Raw genomic sequence first — 21,763 nt, 5'->3', positions numbered from 1 at the left:
CTACTGTCGATACTTCGACTGAACGTAACCACCTGTCTACGACAGAGGGGCATGCTGCTCGTCCAGCTAAAGCTTCTGCTGCTACCTCGATCCCGGTACTGGAGATTTTCGGACCAACGGTACAGGGTGAAGGCATGGTGATCGGGCAAAAAACGATGTTTGTCCGTACGGCTGGTTGTGACTACCGTTGTAGCTGGTGCGATTCCGCATTTACGTGGGATGGCAGTGCGAAAGACCAGATTCGCAAACTGAGTGCGCAGCAGGTCTGGGAAGAGTTGCAAGCAATCGGTGGCGATCGTTTTAGCCATGTAACGATTTCCGGGGGCAATCCCGCATTGCTCGGTTCGATTGGTGAGCTGGTACGCCTGCTGCGTGCCAACGGTATTCGTACCGCTGTCGAAACGCAAGGCTCACGCTGGCAGGATTGGCTGCTCGGTATCGACGATGTCACCATCTCACCGAAGCCGCCAAGCTCAGGGATGAACACGGACTTTACCGTGCTGGACGATATCATTCGTCGTCTGAGCCGTAGCCCGGTTGAATCGATGATGCAGCAGATTATGTTTGCTGACGATGACGAGGAAAGTAGCGAGCTACGCGCCTTGAATCAGCAGGTCAGCTTGAAGGTTGTTATTTTCGATGAGGCTGATCTGGACTACGCCGAGCAGGTGCATCTGCGCTATCCTTCGCTTCCTTTTTATATGCAAACAGGGAATCCCGATGTGCTGCGTGAGGAAGATGATATGGCGGCATCGCTACTGCGTCGCTATGAGTGGCTGATCGATCAGGCAATGGAGCGTCGTTCGTTTAACGATGCGCGTATTTTACCGCAGCTGCATACGCTCGTGTGGGGCAATAAACGCGGCGTATAGATAATTGACATACAAAGGAGCTTTTAACGATGGCAGGAAGACAGCAAGATGAGATGAAAGACCTGACGCTGCTCGGTAATCAGGGAACAACATATACCTTTTCGTACGATCCGAGTGTGCTGGAGAGCTTTGATAATAAGCATCCATATCGCGACTATTTTGTAAAATTCAATTGCCCGGAGTTCACCAGTTTGTGCCCGATCACAGGCCAGCCGGACTTTGCGACGATCTATATTAGTTATATTCCCGATGTGAAAATGGTGGAAAGCAAGTCGCTCAAGCTATACCTGTTCAGCTTCCGCAATCATGGGGATTTCCACGAGGATTGCATGAATATTATTTTGAACGATCTGGTGAAGCTGATGGAGCCGCGTTATATTGAGGTATGGGGTAAATTTACGCCGCGTGGTGGGATTTCCATCGATCCGTATACGAATTATGGTAAGCCGGGCACGAAATATGAGCAAATGGCAGAGCATCGGATGATGAATCATGATATGTATCCGGAGACTGTGGATAATCGTTGATTACTTTGGTTTTGGGCTTTGAATTGGCATGTGTGATGTGAATAGATTGGGATGAATGATGAGAACCACTGCTCTTGAATGGAAGAGTGGTGGTTTTTGTTTTGCCATGATAGTAAGGGGAATGTGAAGGTGGTGGTTGGGTGTGGGATGGATTGTGGTCGGTTGGGATGGGGATCACTCCGGCAAGGAATAAGGGAACGGACTCGGGTGGAGCCGCGGGAATCTTTTGGATTAGGAAGGAATGAAGATTCCCGCCCCTCCAAAGGAGTCCTTTTCCCTTATTTCCTTGCCTTCGTTATGTGCAGATTGCAACTGAAATATTACGTTCTAAACCTGAACCAAAATTTATATTCAAATCAAATTCATTTTCACATTTACATTCACATTCGTATTCGCACTCACATTCGCACTCGTATTTAAGAGTTCATAACTGTATCTAGAAGTTCAAAATTACATTTAAATTGCTAAAATCACTTTCAAAGCTTACACCCCTACACCTACATACATGCAAGAATTTAAAACTAAGTATGAAAAGTTAAACTTGCTTGCCAAAGTTCAAGCTTGTGGGTAAACCATATGGTTGCATCTCTTGTTAGTAATATCCTCAATAGCACAAATAGTATAAATAACATAAACAGCATTGATATTCATGGTGGAATATTGCAATTCATGCAAGGATGGTGATTAGTAATTCTGGTCTAGTTTGAAGTTAACTGGCATTGTTACTCGTGATATATATGAGTTAAGATTTACCCCTTTCTCTTATCATTTTAGGATTGATTGTATACTGTCTCACAATTTTAAAATTACATATTTTGTATTTAATTCGTGCTTTCGAGCTGGAAATTACGTTCGCTATCTCTCTTAGTTTTTTCTGCTTTTATAAACCTCTCTTTTCTAATTATCTATCAAAATCGATCATATACATTCAAAAACGTTCATATTCACCTGTTTATTCAAGATTAATATTAAATTTTGAACATATGATATCTATCTTATCTCTATCCTCTTTTTGTTATCGCTTCCAGTTAATATTTTAAATTTTAAGTGTTGATTTTACTTTTTATGGTAATAAAATAGAAATGTACTCTTTTCCATATTTACATGTAAATACAGAAAAAGAATTTCGGATGGGAAAGTCCTGATCGCAGGAAAAGACAAATGAAAGAGGAGATGGAGAGGTTGAGTACAAAGACAGCAAGTGTGAACAAACATGAGGTATCTACAGAACAGGCGGTATTGCCATCCAGTATGGCAGGAGCGACAGCGAACGCTACATCGGTATCTTCGGCTGCTGGAGTAGCTACTGCTGAAGCAACTGGTAAAGGTAATTTACACATGCCCAATGAGCATCAAGCGAATATCGCTGCTGCTGCGCCAGTGGTACAACAGCACACAACAGGTGCAGATATGGTTGTAGATACGTTGATTGCACAGGGTGTGGAATATGTATTTGGGATTCCGGGCGCTAAGATTGACCCGGTTTTTGATGTGTTGCAAGAACGTGGGCCGCAGTTGATCGTATGTCGTCATGAGCAGAATGCAGCCTTTATGGCGGCAGCTGTAGGTCGACTGACAGGCAAGCCGGGCGTATGTCTGGTGACTTCGGGGCCAGGGGCTTCAAATCTCGTTACGGGACTGGTAACTGCCAATTCAGAAAGTGATCCGGTTGTGGCGCTTGCTGGTGCGGTGCCGCGTAGCTCCAGTCTGAAGCGTACCCACCAATCGATGGATAATGCCGGGCTATTCGCTCCGGTTACTAAATATAGCGTTGAAGTTGGTCACCCGGACAATGTTGCCGAGGCGATCACCAATGCCTTTCGTGAAGCTTCTGCTTCGCAGCCAGGTGCAGCCTTTGTAAGTCTGCCTACGGATGTGCTGCTCAGTGAAGCGAAGCCATTTCATTTTCAATCTTCACCTATGCCACAGCTTGGCACTGCTCCAGCTGTGCTCATTGATGAAGTGTGTCAGCAGATTCGTCATGCCAAGCTGCCTGTACTGTTACTCGGCATGAAGGCAAGCGCGCCTGAGGTGACAGAGGCGGTTCGTGAGCTGATTCGTCATACCGATCTGCCTGTCGTTGAAACGTTCCAGGCAGCAGGGGCCATCTCGCGTGAGCTGGTCGATCATTTTTACGGACGTGTCGGTCTGTTCAGCAATCAGCCGGGTGACCTGCTGCTACAGCAAGCCGATCTGGTGCTGACGATTGGCTATGATCCGATCGAGTATGATCCTTTCCAATGGAACAAGGATGGTCAGCGCCGCGTTTACCATCTGGACAATCGCAAAGCTGATATCGATCAGGATTATCAGCCACAGTTGGAGCTGATCGGTAATATTGCGATGAACGTGAAAGAATTAACACCGAAGCTGCACGGTCTGCGACTGGCTGCAGAAGCACAGGCGATTCTATCTCCACTGCAAAATCGACTGAATCAGGATGATCTGAGCTATACCTCTTCCGGCGATAATCGTGTACATCCACTGTTCTTCATTCAGACGCTGCGTAAGCTGATCGGTGATGATGTGACGGTTACGTGTGATGTAGGCTCGCACTATATCTGGATGGCGCGCTACTTCCGCTCCTACGAGCCACGCCGCCTGCTGTTCAGTAACGGTATGCAGACGCTCGGTGTAGCATTGCCTTGGGCAATCTCTGCTGGACTGGTGAATCCGCACGAGAAGGTCGTTTCCATTTCCGGTGACGGTGGCTTCCTCTTCTCCTCGATGGAGCTGGAAACAGCTGTCCGTCTGCAAACACCAATGGTGCATATCGTCTGGAACGATGGAACGTATGATATGGTTGCCTTCCAGCAGGAAATGAAATACGGACGTACCTCCGGTGTTCATTTTGGCGAGGTGGATATCGTAAAATATGCTGAAAGCTTTGGCGCGAAGGGCATGCGCGTATATGAGCCAGGCGAGCTGGAATCCGTACTGCGTGAAGCACTACAGCAGCAAGGCCCTGTCGTGATCGATGTACCGATTGATTACAAAGACAACATTAAGCTCGGACAGAAGCTACTACCTGGTACAACGAACTAAATCAACGAAGTTAGCCTGATCTCTTATGTGGAGGTCAGGCTAACGACCGTATTCGATCAAGGATCTGTAACTAAAAAAGGAGCGAATCAACATGAGTAACCATACCGTATATCAAGCATCTACCATGGTCGCGCTACTAAGCGGACTGTACGATGGTGCGATTACGTTTGATAAATTACAGCAATATGGCGATTTTGGAATCGGTACCTTTCATCAGCTGGATGGAGAGATGATTGCCTTTGATGGTGATTACTATCATCTGTATCCGAACGGAACCGCGCGGAAGGTGGAATTGCAGGAGTCTACACCTTTTTCAACTGTGACCTTTTTCGAGCCAGAGCAGACGTTTGAGCTGAATGGAACCTTTACACGTCAGCAGCTGGAGCAAATATTGAATGATCGTATCTCCAGCCCGAACATTTTCCATGCGATTCGGATTGAAGGTACATTCCGTGAGGTGAATACGCGCACGGTCACTCATCAGAGCAAGCCCTACAAGCCATTCGTTGAAGTGACCAAATCCCAATCCTCCTTCCACTTTGAACGGACAAACGGTGTGATTGCAGGCTTCTGGACACCCGCGTTCGCGCAGGGAATTGGGGTCGCTGGATACCATCTACATTTTATTAATGAGCAGCGTAATGGCGGCGGTCATGTGCTTGATTTTGTCGTGGAAAAATGCAAAATTTCCATTTGCAGTAGTGAACAATTCAATCTGCTATTGCCTGGTGATGAAAATTATCTCAAGGCTGATCTGCATACACCGGATCTGGAGCAAGCAATTATGACAGCGGAAGGTGCTGGCGTAGGCGTTTGAGTGTGGTAAGAGCTGTAGTAAGAGTGTGCGTCCTGTTCGTAGGATCGCGTTAAATAGACGAAGCCCCTCTGGCATGGTGCGAAAGGGGCTTCGTCTATTATTTTTCGCCATGTACTATGCGCTGTTTAATGGTTACTTTTTGCTTTTTACCTTTTGTTGTTCATATTTCAATGATTGCTTTTAGCCTTTGGATTTGTTGCTTTTTGACTCCTTGTGTTCGTTGAGTTGAACTCCTACGTGAGCCTTTTCACCTGTTTATCTCATCGTGGTGCGATCTCTGCTGCTTGCTCCTTTGTAATACCAATCCGCTGCCCCATCGGCTTGCCTATCATGCCAAGCCCCCTCGTATACACGACACGTCCACGGCTGATCGTCTGCTCCACCCGGCAATGCAGCTCGCGACCGATATACGGACTATGCTTATGACGATAATACAGCTGCTCCTGCTCAATTCGGTAATTGGTCTGTAAATCAACCAGCACCAGATCAGCATCTGCACCGATACGAATTTCACCCTTTTGTGGCAATAGTCCAAAGCGACGTGCTGGCTCCCATGATAGCAGACGAGTCAGCAAGGTCAGCGGTAGATCACGACGTAGATGTCCTTCTTCCAGCATCAGCTCCAGCGAATGCTGAGCGCCAGAGATTCCACCCCATGCGTCGAAGATGTTACTTGCTTCGGTTTTCAGGGCAGATGGACATGGAGAGTGATCAGAGGTGATCATATCAATCTCGCCGCTGGCGATACACTGCCATAACTGCTCCTGCTGCGCTGCACTTCGTAAGGGTGGCGCGCATTTGGCAGCAGCGCCGATCTGTTCCAGATCGTGGTCGGTTAATGCAAGATAATGCGGGCACGTTTCCAACGTGACATCCATACCTTCTGCGCGTGCCTGCTGGATCATGTGAACAGCCTCTGCACTGCTAATATGTACAAAATGTAGTCTACAGCCTGTCTCCTGGGCAAAGCCAAGTGCCTGCTGCACAGCTGCCACCTCAGCAGCGATCGGACGCGAAGCTGTATAATCGGCAGGTGAAAGGCGCTGCTCTGCCAGACATGCCATAGTAAGCTGCGATACGATCGGCTCATATTCTGCATGTAAGGCAAGCACCTGTCCGGTGCGAGCAATACGCCGCATGCCTTCTAACAGCGTCTCGTCATCCACATTACGAAATGCTTCTTCATCCGGGTCACCAGGTGCGGACATGAATGCCTTGAATCCGCATACGCCTGCCTCGGCAAGCGGCTCCAAATGCTCTAGCTTGCCCGGCACCAATCCACCCCAGCAGGCATAATCGATATAGGTCGCATTTTCTGCTGCGCTGACCTTTTGCTGTAACGCATCCACAGTGACGGTGGGCGGAATACCGTTAAGCGGCATATCTAAAAAGGTCGTACAGCCGCCTGCTGCCAGTGCACTTGAACCTGTTACAAACCCTTCCCAATCCCCAAGCCCCGGTTCATTCAAATGGACATGCGCATCGATCATGCCTGCCATCACATGCAGTCCAGTCGCATCGATGATCTGCTCTGCCTGTACTCCCTCATCCGAATCGAATGCTCCAATATACACGATTTTGCCCTGACGAATACCAATATCACAGCGCTGAATCGTCTCCAGAAACACAACAGTTCCACCTACAATGATCGTATCCAATCTTTTCATATCCAGCACGCTCCTATCTGTCATTTATATTGTGTTCCTGCTGTATGTTGCGGATAAAATAGACGAATGGCCACTTGCCGTATGACTTGCTTATACGCCCATTTGAACGTTTAGCAGATCGACCGCATATAGCAGCATCCTATGTATATAAATGTGTTTTTGATTCGATGAATAGATGATTAGAAAAGAAAGCGATGCCGTAGCATCAGCATCGCTTCCTTCTCCTTCATCAGGATATCCTCATTTATTTCGATATCCATACATTTAATATCCGTTATGGTCATGTCCATCCGGTGGATCGCTGTCACTTCCATTAGAATCGCTTAGCATCGAATCGTTTATAGCTTGGATCATACGCTAGCTCATACGATTCTAGCTCTTCCCTTTCCAACGGATTATTTAAATTCTGCTTTGATCAGCGAAGGATCAACTTCCTTCAACAGACTCAGATCATGGTACGATGCTGGCGCTGGAATCGAAGTGATATTACCAACAGACAACAGATAGTTACCAACTGCTGCACCATTACTTCCATTTACATACGAATCATCCACATCCATCGAGTACACATTACGCTTCATGATCTCTGTCAATTCAGCTTCGGACAAATGCAGCTCTGGTGCCAAAATTTTGATTGCGTCCGCACGATTCTCATTGATGTACTTGGTCGCTTTTTCCAGTGCACGCAGAATCGCTTTGATCGTATTCGGATTTTCCTGCAAATACTTGTCGGTTACCTGCATGGTCGTATGTACGCTCATCCAGTTCACATCGCCTTTTTTGTCAGGAAGCTCGCTCTTGGTACCACTGAACAGAAACTTGCCACCACCCTGAATCGCTTTAGTGATAAAAGGTTCCCATGCTGCCATCGCATCGATCGAGCCATTTTGCAGTGCGGCTACCGCGTCGCTTGGTGCCAGATTCACGAATTTGATTTTGCTAACGTCTACGCCGAGCTCCTTGCCCATGTTATCGATAGCAATCTTCACATCGGCTCCATTCGGGATACCGATCGTTTTGCCTTCCAGATCCTTCGCGGAGTTAAGCTGTAGCTTCGCCGAGCCTACGACTGCCTGTGTACCCGCGATCTGTGCCAGTGGCGCTACGATTTTCACATCGATGTTGTTGGATTTTAAAATAATATCCATAAAGTTTGTTTGTACGCTCACCGGTGCGCTACCACCCGATACCATCGGGCCAATATCCGGGCCGCTCTCGATCAGCTTGCTTTCTACATTCAAGCCTTCTTCTTTAAAATAGCCCAGCTTGTCTGCGATAATCTGCTGGGAGGAAATCTGTGCATCCCGTACACCGACGAGCGTTACATCCGTTTGCTCCAAGCCACTGCTTGCGGAAGCAGATGGATTCGCTCCTGCATCCTTATTACTTGTTCCGCCGCCTGAACATGCTGTGGCTACAAGCGCCACCATCGCTACCCCTGTCATCATTTTGAACCAGTTTGTTTTCATATCCTTACCCCTTCCAAATGGTTATATGTGTACATTTATATGGATACCGGCTGGGTGGTTGGTGCGTTCTGTGGTGAGGTGGTATGCATTTTGAATTTGAGTGTAGAGAGCAATTTGCTGAGTTGATTGTGCTTGCAAATGTTATGGAACTACAGATGTAATCAAGTAGATGAATGTATATTTGATATTTATAATCCGTTGTTATAACCATTTAATATATACTCATATACATCTTTCACTTGCTATCATTTACTTAAATGCTCTTCAATGCTTATTTACCCTCGTGTAGGTTTAGCCTTTTCGACGGCTTGTCCCATGCCGCCTTTGCGCCAGCCGAGGACACGGCGTTCCAGGAGTTTGAGTAGCATAGCGAAGATGCTGTATTCGATGCCGATCAGGATGATCGCGACGAACATGTTGGTCACTTTGAAGTAGTTGCGAGCATCGACGATCATGTAGCCAAGACCGGAGTCAGCACCCATCATTTCGGATACGATCAGGGCGGAGAAGGATAGACCCAGACTGATCTGCGCACCGATGAGTAGATTTGGTACTGCGGACGGGATCATAACTCTGGTGAATACCTGGCGCTGGGAGGCACCGAGGCTAAGCGCCGAACGGATCAGTGTGGACGGTACGGATTTGAAGCCATCTACGGTGTTGACGAGTACCGGGACGAATGTTGTCCAAGCGATCAGCATGATTTTCGGAAATTCGCCGATCCCGAACCAGATAATGAACAGGGGCAACAGTGCCAGCGAAGGGATTGGACTGATGAGTGTCAAAATCGGCGATACCCAGCGCTCTAAGGTAGCGAATTTGCTAATAAGTACGGCTAGCATCACAGCTGCAACGGAGCCGATCGCAAAGCCTGCAAGAATGCGGCCCGAGCTCGCCATGATGCTATCGAGAATAACGCCTGTTTTCGCAAGTGCCCAGCCATCATGGACAAGTGTAGATGGTGCAGGTAGAAATAACGGATTGAACATTTCGATACGCATATTCAAGCGGGAGAAGGCTTCCCAGACGACGAAGAATAGCACGTAAGGCAATGCGCTTTTCAGGAATGACCAGTCGGCTTTTTTACTACTCTTGGATGTAGAGAGCAGTGTCGCGCCTGTAGCTGGCTTCGTTTTGGTTAACACGTTCGGTACTTCATTCATACTAATGCCTCCTCTTCGTCTTCCATTAGCAGTCGTTCGATCTTTGCCATCATTTCGCCAAAGCCTGGTGTCTCAAAGGTACGTGGATGCTGTAATCCCACTTCGAATATCTCCGCAATCACCCCATGCTTCATAACAACAATCCGATCTGCCAGATAAACGGCTTCGCTAATGCTATGGGTAACAAATAGAATCGTCGTTTTCAGCTTTTCATAAATGCGTCTCAGCTCACGTTGCATTAGATCACGAGTGAGAATATCCAGCGCCCCAAACGGCTCATCCATCAGCAGCACTTCTGGATGACTGGCAAGTGCACGAGCGATGCCGACACGTTGCTTCATACCACCGGACAGATCGGCTGGATAATGAGCGGCATACGCATCCAACCCTACCATTTTCAAAAAGTCCATCGCCATCTCGCGTGCCTGTGCTTTCGGTGTACCCTGTACCTCTGGCCCGAAGGATACATTTTCCAGCACTGTACACCACGGAAACAGTGCATGATCCTGAAATACCATCCCGCGTTCTTTGGCAGGCCCCTCGATCGCCTGTCCATTCATTTCGATTGTCCCTGAATCGGGAAACATGTAGCCAGCGACCATATTCAGTAGGGTCGACTTGCCACAACCACTATGACCGAGAATACAGATAAATTCATTATCATGAACCGTCAAATGAATATCCTTCAAAATCGTCCGTTCACCAAAGCTTTTCTGCACATTATTTACTGTTAATTTCATCTCTTCACCTCTTATAGATGTGGTATGCTTCCATACTGTGCATCAATTGGCGACAATATGGCATCCAAGATTGTATACAATGTTGTGCACAATGGTACTGATGAGCCCATGCTCTTGATTGCTTTGTCATTGTCCATCTATCGTAGAATCAGCTACTTCCTACACCGCTGCGTCCACTTGCAAATATATCCGTTAAAGAAAGCGGTCGTTCATACTGCTCCTCGAAGCGAAGCGCCTGCTCGATCTCATTCAGATGCTCCAACATCAGCTGTTCAGCCCTATTCACATTGCCTTGCCGAATCGCATTTAAAATAAGCTGATGATCATCACAGCATTTCGTCTTCTGTTCTCCATAGAGCGCGATAATGACATACGATAGTGAAACGAGTTCCTCCAGATAACGATAGTAATAGCTATTGCCTGAAGCCTCTGCCAATCGGAGATGAAAATCGCCTGTGATCCGAATCGCTTCAAAGATTCGTCCACCATGCTGTGCCTCATGCTCCTCTTGAATAAGACTTGCCAGCAGCTGGTACTGTTCATCCGTTAGACTGGCACATACCTTGTGTACGATCGCCACCTCAATCACTCGTCTCATTTCGAATACTTGCCTCGCTTCGTGGATCGTAGGACAGGAGACAAAGGCTCCTTTATATGGAATGATCGTGACCAGCTTCTCTGCCGCCAGTCTGCGTACCACATTGCGAACCGGGGTCCGACTCACTCCAAATGATTCTGCCAAAGCTTCCTCGACAAGCTGCATATTCGGACGCATCTTCTGCTCCATGATCGCCTGCTTGATTGCTTGATACATTTCTTGTTCTTGTTGACTGGCCATATCGTATCCCTCACGATCCGGGTTGCATGTAGTTGTGATTTAATGTTTGGTTTTGTTACATGGATTATAGGTCGATGTCATTTTATAAGTCAATATAGTTTACATATATAATCATTATTTTCTATGATCATGCACTATGGAAACGGATTTGTTTTGTTTATTTGCTAAAAATAATGATTATGTAAGGTATTTTTACGTTAATTCCGTATGATGAATAGGTTTGTTTTGAGGAACAAACGGATATTTGAAGGAATAGTGTAGTCATGAAAAGGGAAGAGGGTTCACTCGTATTCCGTTTGATTCGTGTTAGGTTATTTTACATATATAATGATATGCACTTGAGATGACCTACATTTGAATCATTTACATCGAATATTATTCTCATCTTGCATAATAAATCGCTCGTCTATGCGCTCGTCCATAACATAACTCGTCTGTAGCTTACTCGTTCAAGTGTTTTTTCAGCTTTCCAGTCTATTATTTCTTTTACTGCCTCCTTCTTTCTTCGTCAGTTATTCATCACCTTTTAGCTAGAGTAATAACAACGGGTTGACTGTATATGCCATTTGCCACTACTCCCTCCAGCATTATGTATGTAAAAATATGCTTATTTTTCTTATTCTAAATCTGCGAATTTTCATTTAAATCCAAACTATTTTTGATATACTAGAAGCTAATTTCTGGTTGTTGTTACCACTTTTCACCCTATTACATACTATAAAAATACAAAAGGAGTCCTGTACGTGTCTTCAAGCAGTTTGCCCAAAACGAGTACGACACCGCCATCCGCGTCAGCCTCGGATGCGAAGCGCACGATTTTTAGTGTGCTGCTGGCAATCTCACTGGTTCATTTGTTCAATGATTCAATGCAGTCGGTTATTCCAGCCATTTTTCCGATTTTAAAGGAGACGATGCAGCTAAGCTATACGCAGATTGGCTGGATCGCCTTTACGATTAACTTTACTGCTTCCATTATGCAGCCGTTTGTGGGATTGTTTTCAGATAAACGTCCTACGCCTGCTCTGCTTCCGCTTGGTATGGCATTTACGTTTACTGGAATGCTGCTACTCGCACTGGCACCTAGCTATACAGCGGTGCTGGTCGCTGTTGTGTTTGTGGGACTTGGTTCAGCTGCCTTTCACCCGGAAGGCTCGAAGGTATCCAATCTGGCAGCAGGGAATCGTCGCGGACTCGCCCAGTCTATTTTCCAGGTAGGGGGTAATGCTGGACAGTCGCTGGCACCGCTGCTTACTTCGCTGATCTTTGTACCATTTGGACAATTTGGTGCAATTGGATTCACAGGCGTTGCCGCGGCAGGGATTATCGTGCAGATTTTCATTGCGAGATGGTATAACGGAACACTGAAAAGTGGGGCTTTAAACAAAAAAGCTCGTGTAGCGAGAGCGATCAAGCCGGAGCTGAAGCAGCGGATTCGCTTTGCTATGGTTGTGCTTATTCTGCTCGTCTTTATTCGTTCATGGTATGTATCATCAGTCGGTAGCTATTATAGCTTCCTGCTGATTGATCAATTCAAGGTGGGCGTAGGTGAAGCGCAGCTGTATGTGTTCCTGTTCCTCGCTGCTGGTGCAGTTGGTACCTTCTTCGGTGGGCCACTTGCTGATCGCTTTGGTAAACGTAATCTGATCTTTATCTCGATGGCAGCAGCTGCACCACTTGCACTTCTTCTGCCTTATGCGAATCTACTATGGACAGGCATATTGCTCGCCTGTGTAGGCTTTATCGTAACCTCCAGCTTCTCCGTTACCGTTGTATATGCGCAAATGCTGGTGCCCGGACGAATCGGTATGGTATCCGGTCTGATCACAGGGCTTGCCTTCGGACTTGGCGGGATCGGCGCACTGGTGCTGGGCAATATGATCGATGCTATTGGCATCTCGCCTGTTATGCAGATTTGTAGCTTCCTGCCTATTCTTGGTCTGCTCACCTTCCTGCTGCCTTCAGATCAGAAGCTTAGTGAATGGACGGATGGCGCGTCGGATTGATGAACGATTAGGAAGCTATAATAGAATAGCTGTCATTCTAAAGCTAGGATAATGAATATGACGATGATGGATCTTTGAAGGTGTATGCTTAATCTGAGCAAACACGCTCTATCTAAACACATCGTATACGGCATCCATATCATGGCTACCCTGAATACCAAAATCGCTAATATCGGCATGAAAAAGCCCCTGTTTCTAGGAACAGGGGCTTTTCGTTATTCTATCTTGTAACACCAGAGCTTGATCGATTCCTTCATACTGAAGTGACCCGTCTTGCCCAGCATTCATCGATTATTGTTGTGCAGAAGCAGATGCGCTAGAAGCGGAGCTATTCGCAATATAGCCTTTGCTCATCGCGTCTACTTTTGCTTTTTGTACATAATACTGCATGCTTGTCAGCTCAGCTTTTGCTTGGGTAGCATCCACTTGATACTGATATTTTTGCAGATCGTACTTCGTTACAACACCAGCGTTGTAGCGGATTTGCATATTTACGCCATCTACCGCTGTATCCTGTGCTTCACGTTGTGCAGTTTGTACAGCTTTGTACGCTGTATCCATATCTTGCAGGTTCGACTGGATCGCTTTGGCATAGGTTACTTTACCTTGCTCCAGTTGTTGTGCTGCGATATCGGTTGTGGCTTTGTTCGCTTGCTCCTGGAAGCTGTTGTCAGTGATCGCTTTTTCTTCGTCCTCACGAGCTTTGTTCAGGCTGTTGCCCAGTGATTGGATCTGGTACGATTTGCCGAGCAGTGTGTCTGCATCCACCGTTGGTACTGGATCAAGCTTCACTTCCAGCGGCTTGAGCTGGATGTTAGGATCGTACACGATACCCAGATCGTAGCACAGTGTGGACAATGTTTCCTGGTACGAGTCCTTCAGCTTGGTCAGGTTATCCTGTTCAGCTTGTAGAGCACGATTCGCTTTGTCGATATCCTCCTGTGTGCCGGAGCCAAGGCTTTGCAGAGTTTGTGCACGCTGTACGTCGCGTGTCAGCACCTGAATGTATTCCTCAGACAGAGCGATTTGTTTTTGAGTCGACAGCAGCTGTACATATTGTCCAGTCATTGCCAGACGTGTACCTTCTTTGGCTTCGTCCACTTGAAGCTGTGTGTTCAGCTTCTGGTTGTCCAGATCACGAATATTGCTGTCCAGTGTCTGTCCTGTTTGGGAGCTTTGAGCCAGAGATACTTCATTGCTGCGATTGGTCGTTACATATCTTAGACCTGGTGATGCGTTCAGGTAGTCAACATAGTTCAGACCGAGGCTGGCATTTTGTTGATCCAGTACACGGTATTTCAGTTGCAGCAATTGCAGATTGTACGAATCATTGATCGCGAGATCGATGACTTTATCAAGGTCAAGGCTATCGACTTTTTTCGGTGTACGCACACCGGAGATTTGAGATTGTGGCGTCTCTACTCCTGTAGCGTTAGCAGCAGGTGCTGCTGGATCTGTAGTAGCAGGCGCAGTAGTTGTTGTTGTAGGAGTTGCAGTTGTAGTTGTGCTATCCGCAGCATGTACGAATGCAGGCTGTGTTGCAGCCAGCATAACAGCGAATACGGATGCACCGACCATTGCTTTTTTCATTGTACAAATTCCTTCCTTCATGTATTTCAGCGAACCGATTACCGACAAATGATACGATCCTCAAAAACAGTTAGTAATACTAATAAAATTAATTTAGCATTCCTAACAAAATAAATCAACCTCTAACCGCACACTCTTCCAAATTAAAACAAAATAAAAAGGTAGCTTATTGTGCCACCTTCCATTATATAGAAGTATAATGTATAGAACCAGGTTTCATTGTATAATATTGGTAGCTAATCCTGCATCCTATGCACAAGATACTAGATAGCATCATACTGGATAGCTCATCATCTTCATCTTCTTCCTTGTACGATTCCTTTCACCATTGCCACTCAATTAACAGCACGGCTGTCACAACAAGCACAATAGCGGCTACAAGTAGCTGGGTACGCTCACTGGATATGGACGGCTTGACGGCAAAATCTCTCGGCTGATGTGTCTCTGCATATATTCCTTCCGGATCATGGTGCGGATCATCGCCCGTTTTCATTAGTCATCCCCTTCTTTCCATATTCTGTATACCAATTATACACGAATTTCTGCTGACGTTCACAATCTTTTCACAAAATAATCCTGCCTTTTTCTGGAATACTTTTCTACCCACCTTACCCATCTACATTTTCTGCATATATCACTTTTCTACATATATAAATGTATGATCGTTTACTACGCCAACATACCTGTATCGAAATTCAAATGAAGAGGTTACGAACACTTCCTGGAATGGCTATGCATATTTTATTTTTCCAATTAATTCCTTTGCCTCCGTTCCAAGACTGATTTGTTAGATGAACAATCTCAACCCATGGATTGAGTACACTTTAAGTAAGGATTGCTACAATTGACAAGTAGTCTGAATTAATTCTATAATTCAGCCATGAACTAGAGAGTATAAAAAAAACTGGAGAGTTTAGAGGGGGAACCTGTAACATGAAAAGAAGTTGGCCTCTGGCCATTACAGCGATGTTGCTTGCTGGAAGTCTGACGGCATGTTCAACAGCAAATAATGCTGCTGTCGAGCCGGCAACGACAACCGTCGAAGTGACAACCGTAAAGGAACAACCGCTTGATGCGGTCTATGACCTGTCCGGTACACTTGCTGCTTATGATCAAACACCTGTATCCTTCCGCATCAACGGAACCGTCGCTTCGGTGAGAGCTGATGTTGGGGATCGCGTCAATAAAGGAGCTACACTGGCAACATTGGACACTGCCGACCTACAGCTACAGGTCGAAAATGCGAATCAATCGGTTGCCGCAGCCGCAGCTTCCCTGTCGAGCGCCAAAGCATCGATGACCAATGCACGAGCAGGTCAACAGGCTGCCGCTGCTGGAGTCGCGTCTGCAAGTGCACAGCTTGAGAGCGCAAAAGCAAGTCAGCAAGGCGTACTTGATGGTGCACGTCCACAGGAACGCGCTCAAGCACAAAATGCAGTCAACAAAGCTCAGATCGCCTATGATCAAGCCAAAACTGCTGCCACCCGCGCACAAACTCTTTTCGATAATGGTCTTCTTACTCAACAAGAAAAGGAACAAGCAGAAACGACACTGGAAAATGCTCAAGCTGGTCTCAAGGATGCTCAGGAGCAGCTTTCCCTCACCCTCGCTGGTGCGAAAAACTCCGATCGTGCTTCTGCTGCCGCTGCGGTCAAGCAAGCACAGGTAGGGATTGAAAATGCACAGGCTAGTGTCGCTCAAGCGAATGCCGCAGTCGAGCAAGCGAACGCTGGGGTCGAACAAGCGCAGGCTAGTTATGACCAGGCAGTCATTTCTCGTGATACGGCACAGCTTAATTTGACTCGTGCTGCTATGCAGGCTCCGGCTTCCGGTACGATTTTGACCAAAGCGATTTCGGAGGGACAAACGGTAAGCGCGGGTACAGAGATGTATACGATCGGTGAGATCAATCGCCTTAAAGTACTGCTGCCTGTACCGGATAGCGAGATTAATGAGTGGCGTGTCGGTCAGCAAGTTAGCATTAGCCTGTATGACGCCGTTCGCACAGGTAAAGTAACTCGTCTATATCCACAAACGAACGAAAATACAGGCTCGATCAGCGTTGAGGTTGCGATCAGCAATCCGAATCTGGACTGGAAGCCCGGTCAGGTCGTGAATGCGTCTCGTCAGGCTTCTTCCGAAACAGGGCTGCTCGTCCCTGCTCAAGCTGTCGTTAGCTCCGGTAGTGAGCCTTATGTATTCAAGGTTGTGAATAAGAAGGCTGTAAAAACGACTGTGAAGCTGGGCAATCTGTACAATAATAACTATGAAGTGACCAGCGGTCTGAAAGTGGGCGACAAGATCGTAACACGCGGTGCCGACCGTCTCTTCAATGGTGATGATCTGAAGGTAAGTGAAGCTGCGACAACGAACGCTAAGGGTACGAACGGTAATGCCCAGTCGGGTGCAGCTTCAACCGATGCAAACGGTGAGGCAAGCGCCAATGATTAAGTATTTCGTTCAGAAACGTAAAATCACATTATTGTTCTTTGTGATGCTCATTCTGTTCGGACTGGTACAGCTTGGTCAGATGCCGAAGCAGCTGATGCCGGATATCGTGATCAAAACTGCAATTGTTACCACTACGTATGCAGGCGCCAGTCCAGAGCTGATGGAGCAGACCGTTACCGAGGTGCTGGAGCAAAAGATCAAGGAGGTCACCAACCTCAAAACGATCTCCTCCACCTCAAGCAATGGCGTTTCCTCTATTACAGTTCAAGCGGAGGATAATGCCAATGCCAAGGATACATGGAATGAGCTACGCCGTAAGGTGGAGGATGCACAGGCAGAGCTACCTGCCGATGCAGACAAGCCGACGGTTAATGATAATCTGACTCAGACCTTTGTCCAATCGTTCGCGATTTATGGCAAAACAAAGCAGGACATCTATGCACTGAGCGATCTGATGAACACATGGCGTGATCAGCTTCGTTCTGTACCTGGTATTACAAATGTAGATATTCAAGGTATTCCAGATCAGCAGGTACGTATCGATGCGAATATGTCGAAGCTACAGCAATACGGCATTTCGTGGGAAACGGTAAGACAGGCGATCCAATCGGAAAATAACCGTGTACCTACCGGTAATATCACGTATCAGGATCGTAACTATCAATTAACTGTTGATAAAGCTACCGACTATAACACATTAAAAAATATCGTTGTTTCTCAGACCGATGCCGGTATTCCTGTCTACCTGAAGGATGTTGCCGATGTCGAGCTGACCAAAGAAACCGAATCGTACTTGAGCTATTACAATGGCGTTCCTTCGATCTCACTGGACGTAAGTAGCCAGACGGGCTCTGACGTACCAACGATGAATGAGCGTCTGACGGCAAAGATGAATGTTTTGAAAAAGACATTGCCTTCTAATGTCACCATGGTATCGCTATTCGCACAAAATGATGAGGTGAACCGGATTTTCGGTGATCTGATTCGTGAAATGCTTATCGCTATCGCTGCGGTTATCCTGATCTGTACGCTCGGTATGAACTGGCTGACAGCAGGCTTTGTTGCACTAGCGATTCCGATCTCGATTGCGCTGGGCTTGATCTTCTTGCCTGGTCTGGGCATTACACTCAATCAGATTACGATTGTCGGTCTGATTATCGTACTCGGGATACTGGTCGATGACGCGGTCGTCGTCAATGACAATATCGAGCGAAGGCTATCCACGCTCGGTGAAAGCCCGACCGATGCCGCTTTAAAAGGAACAAAGGAAGTCGCTATATCGATCATTACAGCGACACTGGCAACGATCTCTGCCTTCCTGCCGCTTATGGTATTGCAGGGTGATATGGGTGCATTTATTCGTCCGATTCCGACGATTATCTCGCTCTGTATGCTCGCCTCCATGATCATGTCGCTGACGATTATTCCTATTTTCCGGGAATGGTATGAAAATCGTCAGATCGAGCGCGGACGTCGTCGTAAGGATCGCCCGGCTGGTCTGCTCGGTAGACAAATTCAAGCAGTCAGCAATGGCTATGCGCACCGTCTGATGCCAAAAGTATTGAAGCGTCCAATGATCGTCGCGCTGATCGGTCTGGTTGTGAGTACATTTGCCTATGGACTGGCAGCCTTCACACCGATCGAGCTGTTCCCAACCTCGGAAGATCCGCAGATTACAGTCAATGTGCGTATGCCTTCCGGTACATCGCTGGAAGAAACCGATAAGGTCGTCCACAATATGGCGGCATGGCTGAAAAAGCAGCCTGAGGTTGAAAATATGGCATATGCTTCGGGTGGTGCCGCACCACAATTGTTCACCAACCTGAGCGTACTGTCCGGTAGTGGCTCCAGTGTCGGTCAGATTCTAATCACTGGACAGCATGGCATGAATGTAAAGCAAACGACAGACCGCTGGGCAGATCAGCTGGATAAAGACTATCCCGGTATCCAGACGACTGTAAGTGGTACAGCAGTCGGCGTATCGGTTGGTAAAGCCGTATCGATCCGCGTACTGGGTGATGATATCGAGGAAGTTCGTTCCCTCTCTAACCAGATTAAGCAAATTATTGGCGATACTCCAGGCACTTACGGCATTAGCGATAGCATGGGCATCGATAACTATGCACTCGACTTTGTCGTGAATAAGCAGGCGATGGATCGCTACAAGGTAACCTATTCTAACCTGACACAAACGCTGCTCATGATGGGTAGCGGGATGAACGTAGGTAACTTCGATAATGGCGAAGACCTGATTGATATGAAGCTGTATATGAAGGGCTCCCAGACGGTTAGCCCAACCACACTGCTGCAACAGGTCAATGTGACTAACTCGGCAGGTACACAGATTCCACTGTCACAGATCGTTAGCCTGAAGCCAACATTTTCAATTCAACAGATCGGTCGCTACAATCTACAGCGTGTGAATACGATTGAAGCGGATGTGAATGGTCGTACCGCTACTGAGGTTATGCAGGATATTACACCGAAGCTGCAACAGATGAATTTCCCGGAAGGCTATACGTATGAGATTGGCGGCGAAACGTCCGACCAGGCGGATACATTCGGCGATCTGGGTAAACTGTTCGTTGTCGCGGTATTCCTGATCTTCATTCTGATCGTAATTCAGTTCTACTCGCTCTCGATTCCGCTCATCATTATGACGACGGTCTATCTCGCAGCAGCAGGCGGTATTCTCGGTCTGTTCCTGACACGTACACCGATCGGCTTTATGTCCGTCATGGGGATTATCGCACTTGCGGGGATTGTCGTACGGAACGGTATCGTATTGATCGAGTTTATCGAGGATGCACGTCATGAAGGCATGGAGCTCAAAGAAGCTGTAATTCAAGCCGCTTCTGCTCGTTTCCGTCCAATCCTGCTCACATCGCTAACTGCGATTGTTGGTATGATCCCGATCGCTACGATCGGTGAGCTGCTGTTCCGTCCACTCGGCGTTGTTATTATCTTCGGTCTGATCTTCTCGACCATCCTGACACTGTTCGTCGTGCCATCCCTGTATATGGTGGTCGCACGCTGGAAAGAAAAACGTCAGGTACGTAAGACAGAGCGTAAGCAAAGAAGACTGGAAAAGCTGAACGCTTCTCCAAAAGTGTAATTAAATAATCGATCGTGCTCCATCTACCCGCATTTCTCATTCACGGATTGCATCCGTGGCAAGCAGCATGCATAATACGGAGTAATGATCATTTAGCGAGCAAACGGACAGATTCATGTCCGTTTGCTCCATTTTCATCACCAAAATCAAACGAACGAGCATCTCATCTCGATGCAGATTCATATCGTAGAAAGCCAGGAGGAAGCGCCCTTGAAAACAAAGGAACAGGATATTATTGAAGCGGCGGTTCGGCTTTTCTCTGAAAAAGGATATACCGCAACCTCAGTCGATGAGATTGCCAAGGAAAGTGGCATGGCAAAGGCTTCGTTTTATAAGTTTTTCCAGAGTAAGGAAGATGTGCTCATTGCAACGGTCAAGGAGCATGGACGAACGATTAGTGAAACGATTGAACGACTGTATGCGGCAACCGATCAACCACCAGAGAAAAGACTCGCCAGCTTTATCGATCTACAGCTCAACAGCGTATTAGAAAGTAAAATTCATTCCATCATGGTTTCACTCCATGATAAAAGCATTTTGCAAAATGAGAAGCTACTGCATGCTTGCCTGTATATTGAATATCAAACCAATCAATGGTGCACCGATTGCTTGAATCAGATTTATGGGCCGAAGGTTGATCCATTTGTATACGATATTATTTTTATGGTACGAGCGATGCTCATGCAATTTATGTTTTTGCCGATCATCGGTATTCGACCACAGGTTCCGATTCGTGAATTGAGCGATATGCTCACCAAGCTGGTCGATCATATGGTTCACAATATGATTCAGACTGATTATAAGCCGGTATGGGATTGGTCAAGTGTGGACATGTCTCCGGATCAGATTGAGAAAAGCCCGGTGTTTCAAGGTATTCTGATTCATGAGCTATTGATTGCGATGAAGCGTACTCTTCACAGCATCGAGGTCGACGAGCAGGAGCGAGCTGAATTGTGGCAGGTGCTCGGTTCACTAGAGGAAGAGATCACACGGATGGAGCGCCGCTCCGGTATGATTCGGGCATTGCTTGAGTTCCTCAAGGGGTATGACGCGCTGGAGGAATATACGTTGAAGCTACAGCGTGTGCTTTCATTGCGTGAAACGTAGGATTGTCGAGCGCTGGATTGATGATGGATGGCTAGCGTATGTATTCTAATGATAGGTAATTGTGCTAACGTACAGGACGATAAATAGGACGACTTGCTCCTTGTGATTGAGGGGAAAGTCGTCCTGTTTTTGATTATTGTTAGATTGTATCTTGAAGTATGGAAGATAGAGAATACTATCATGCTATTGGTTCAGTGTATAGATGCACATGGTATCGCGTCACTGATACCTAATCACTCCCGTTCAGTGCTCGCTATCATTCATTGCTTGCTATCGGGTAGACATCATTCGATATTCAGTTAGTACTTCTCGTTTATCCTTCAGCGTTCGTGATTTACAGCTTATCGTTCTATAGTCTG

Annotated in this window: 15 protein-coding genes; 8 read left to right on the top strand and 7 right to left on the bottom strand. The window is 46.8% G+C overall.

All coding sequences use genetic code 11. The features are described 5' to 3' along the window. Positions 1–134: 134 nt before the first annotated feature. The 4 genes from queE to budA all read left to right on the top strand — a co-directional run bounded on the left by queE (position 135) and on the right by budA (position 5,261). Positions 135–872: a 7-carboxy-7-deazaguanine synthase QueE gene (queE, locus tag IEX62_RS00915; RefSeq protein WP_229685584.1), complete on the top strand. Its 738-nt coding sequence runs from the start codon at positions 135–137 to the stop codon at positions 870–872. A gap of 29 nt (positions 873–901) precedes the next feature. Beyond that, positions 902–1,399: a preQ(1) synthase gene (gene queF, locus IEX62_RS00910; RefSeq protein ID WP_188773532.1), complete on the top strand. Its 498-nt coding sequence runs from the start codon at positions 902–904 to the stop codon at positions 1,397–1,399. A gap of 1,338 nt (positions 1,400–2,737) precedes the next feature. Continuing rightward, a complete protein-coding gene (gene alsS / locus IEX62_RS00905) occupies positions 2,738–4,444 on the top strand; it encodes an acetolactate synthase AlsS (RefSeq protein ID WP_188774012.1) in 1,707 nt (568 codons plus the stop codon). A 91-nt stretch (positions 4,445–4,535) separates the two neighbouring features. Continuing rightward, positions 4,536–5,261, top strand: a complete 726-nt coding sequence (gene budA, locus IEX62_RS00900; protein ID WP_188773531.1) for an acetolactate decarboxylase — start codon at positions 4,536–4,538, stop codon at positions 5,259–5,261. Between the two features lie 260 nt (positions 5,262–5,521). On the opposite strand, the gene IEX62_RS00895 is transcribed toward budA, so the two are convergent. The 5 genes from IEX62_RS00895 to IEX62_RS00875 form a co-directional block, all read right to left on the bottom strand. After that, the gene (locus tag IEX62_RS00895) at positions 5,522–6,928 is read right to left on the bottom strand and encodes an allantoinase (RefSeq protein ID WP_188773530.1); all 1,407 of its coding nucleotides are present in this window, start codon (positions 6,926–6,928) and stop codon (positions 5,522–5,524) included. 395 nt (positions 6,929–7,323) lie between these two features. Then, positions 7,324–8,397 carry an ABC transporter substrate-binding protein gene (locus tag IEX62_RS00890; RefSeq protein WP_188773529.1) on the bottom strand — a complete coding sequence of 358 codons (1,074 nt, stop codon included), beginning with the start codon at positions 8,395–8,397 and terminating at the stop codon, positions 7,324–7,326. A 275-nt stretch (positions 8,398–8,672) separates the two neighbouring features. Beyond that, the gene (locus IEX62_RS00885; RefSeq protein ID WP_188773528.1) at positions 8,673–9,560 is read right to left on the bottom strand and encodes an ABC transporter permease; all 888 of its coding nucleotides are present in this window, start codon (positions 9,558–9,560) and stop codon (positions 8,673–8,675) included. Beyond that, a complete protein-coding gene (locus IEX62_RS00880; RefSeq protein WP_188773527.1) occupies positions 9,557–10,300 on the bottom strand; it encodes an ABC transporter ATP-binding protein in 744 nt (247 codons plus the stop codon). The genes IEX62_RS00885 and IEX62_RS00880 overlap by 4 nt, the downstream gene beginning before the upstream one ends. A 148-nt stretch (positions 10,301–10,448) precedes the next feature. Next, positions 10,449–11,138 carry a GntR family transcriptional regulator gene (locus IEX62_RS00875; protein WP_188773526.1) on the bottom strand — a complete coding sequence of 230 codons (690 nt, stop codon included), beginning with the start codon at positions 11,136–11,138 and terminating at the stop codon, positions 10,449–10,451. A gap of 743 nt (positions 11,139–11,881) precedes the next feature. Between IEX62_RS00875 and IEX62_RS00870 the strand changes: the two genes are divergently transcribed. Beyond that, positions 11,882–13,141, top strand: coding sequence for an MFS transporter (locus IEX62_RS00870; RefSeq protein ID WP_188773525.1), 1,260 nt, complete (start codon positions 11,882–11,884; stop codon positions 13,139–13,141). 291 nt (positions 13,142–13,432) lie between these two features. Here the strand turns inward: IEX62_RS00870 and IEX62_RS00865 are convergent, their stop codons facing one another. Together IEX62_RS00865 and IEX62_RS00860 are read right to left on the bottom strand one after the other, a co-directional pair. Continuing rightward, positions 13,433–14,731: a TolC family protein gene (locus IEX62_RS00865; protein ID WP_188773524.1), complete on the bottom strand. Its 1,299-nt coding sequence runs from the start codon at positions 14,729–14,731 to the stop codon at positions 13,433–13,435. A gap of 322 nt (positions 14,732–15,053) precedes the next feature. After that, entirely contained in the window at positions 15,054–15,224 is a 171-nt protein-coding gene (locus IEX62_RS00860) for a hypothetical protein (protein WP_188773523.1), read from the bottom strand. 440 nt (positions 15,225–15,664) lie between these two features. On the opposite strand from IEX62_RS00860, the gene IEX62_RS00855 reads away from it, so the two are divergent. From IEX62_RS00855 to IEX62_RS00845, 3 genes are all read left to right on the top strand, one after another. Next, complete coding sequence (locus IEX62_RS00855; RefSeq protein ID WP_188773522.1) at positions 15,665–17,182, top strand: efflux RND transporter periplasmic adaptor subunit; 1,518 nt, start codon at positions 15,665–15,667, stop codon at positions 17,180–17,182. Further along, positions 17,175–20,297 carry an efflux RND transporter permease subunit gene (locus IEX62_RS00850; protein ID WP_188773521.1) on the top strand — a complete coding sequence of 1,041 codons (3,123 nt, stop codon included), beginning with the start codon at positions 17,175–17,177 and terminating at the stop codon, positions 20,295–20,297. Before IEX62_RS00855 ends, IEX62_RS00850 begins: the two co-directional genes overlap by 8 nt. 210 nt (positions 20,298–20,507) lie before the next feature. Further along, entirely contained in the window at positions 20,508–21,404 is an 897-nt protein-coding gene (locus IEX62_RS00845) for a TetR/AcrR family transcriptional regulator (RefSeq protein ID WP_188773520.1), read from the top strand. The last annotated feature ends 359 nt before the right edge of the window (positions 21,405–21,763 follow it).

This window comes from Paenibacillus hunanensis (genome assembly GCF_014645615.1).
In the GTDB taxonomy this organism is placed as follows: Bacteria; Bacillota; Bacilli; order Paenibacillales; family Paenibacillaceae; genus Saccharibacillus; species Saccharibacillus hunanensis.
The sequence above is the reverse complement of the archived record's forward strand: the minus strand, read 5'-3'. Positions and strand labels throughout refer to the sequence as shown.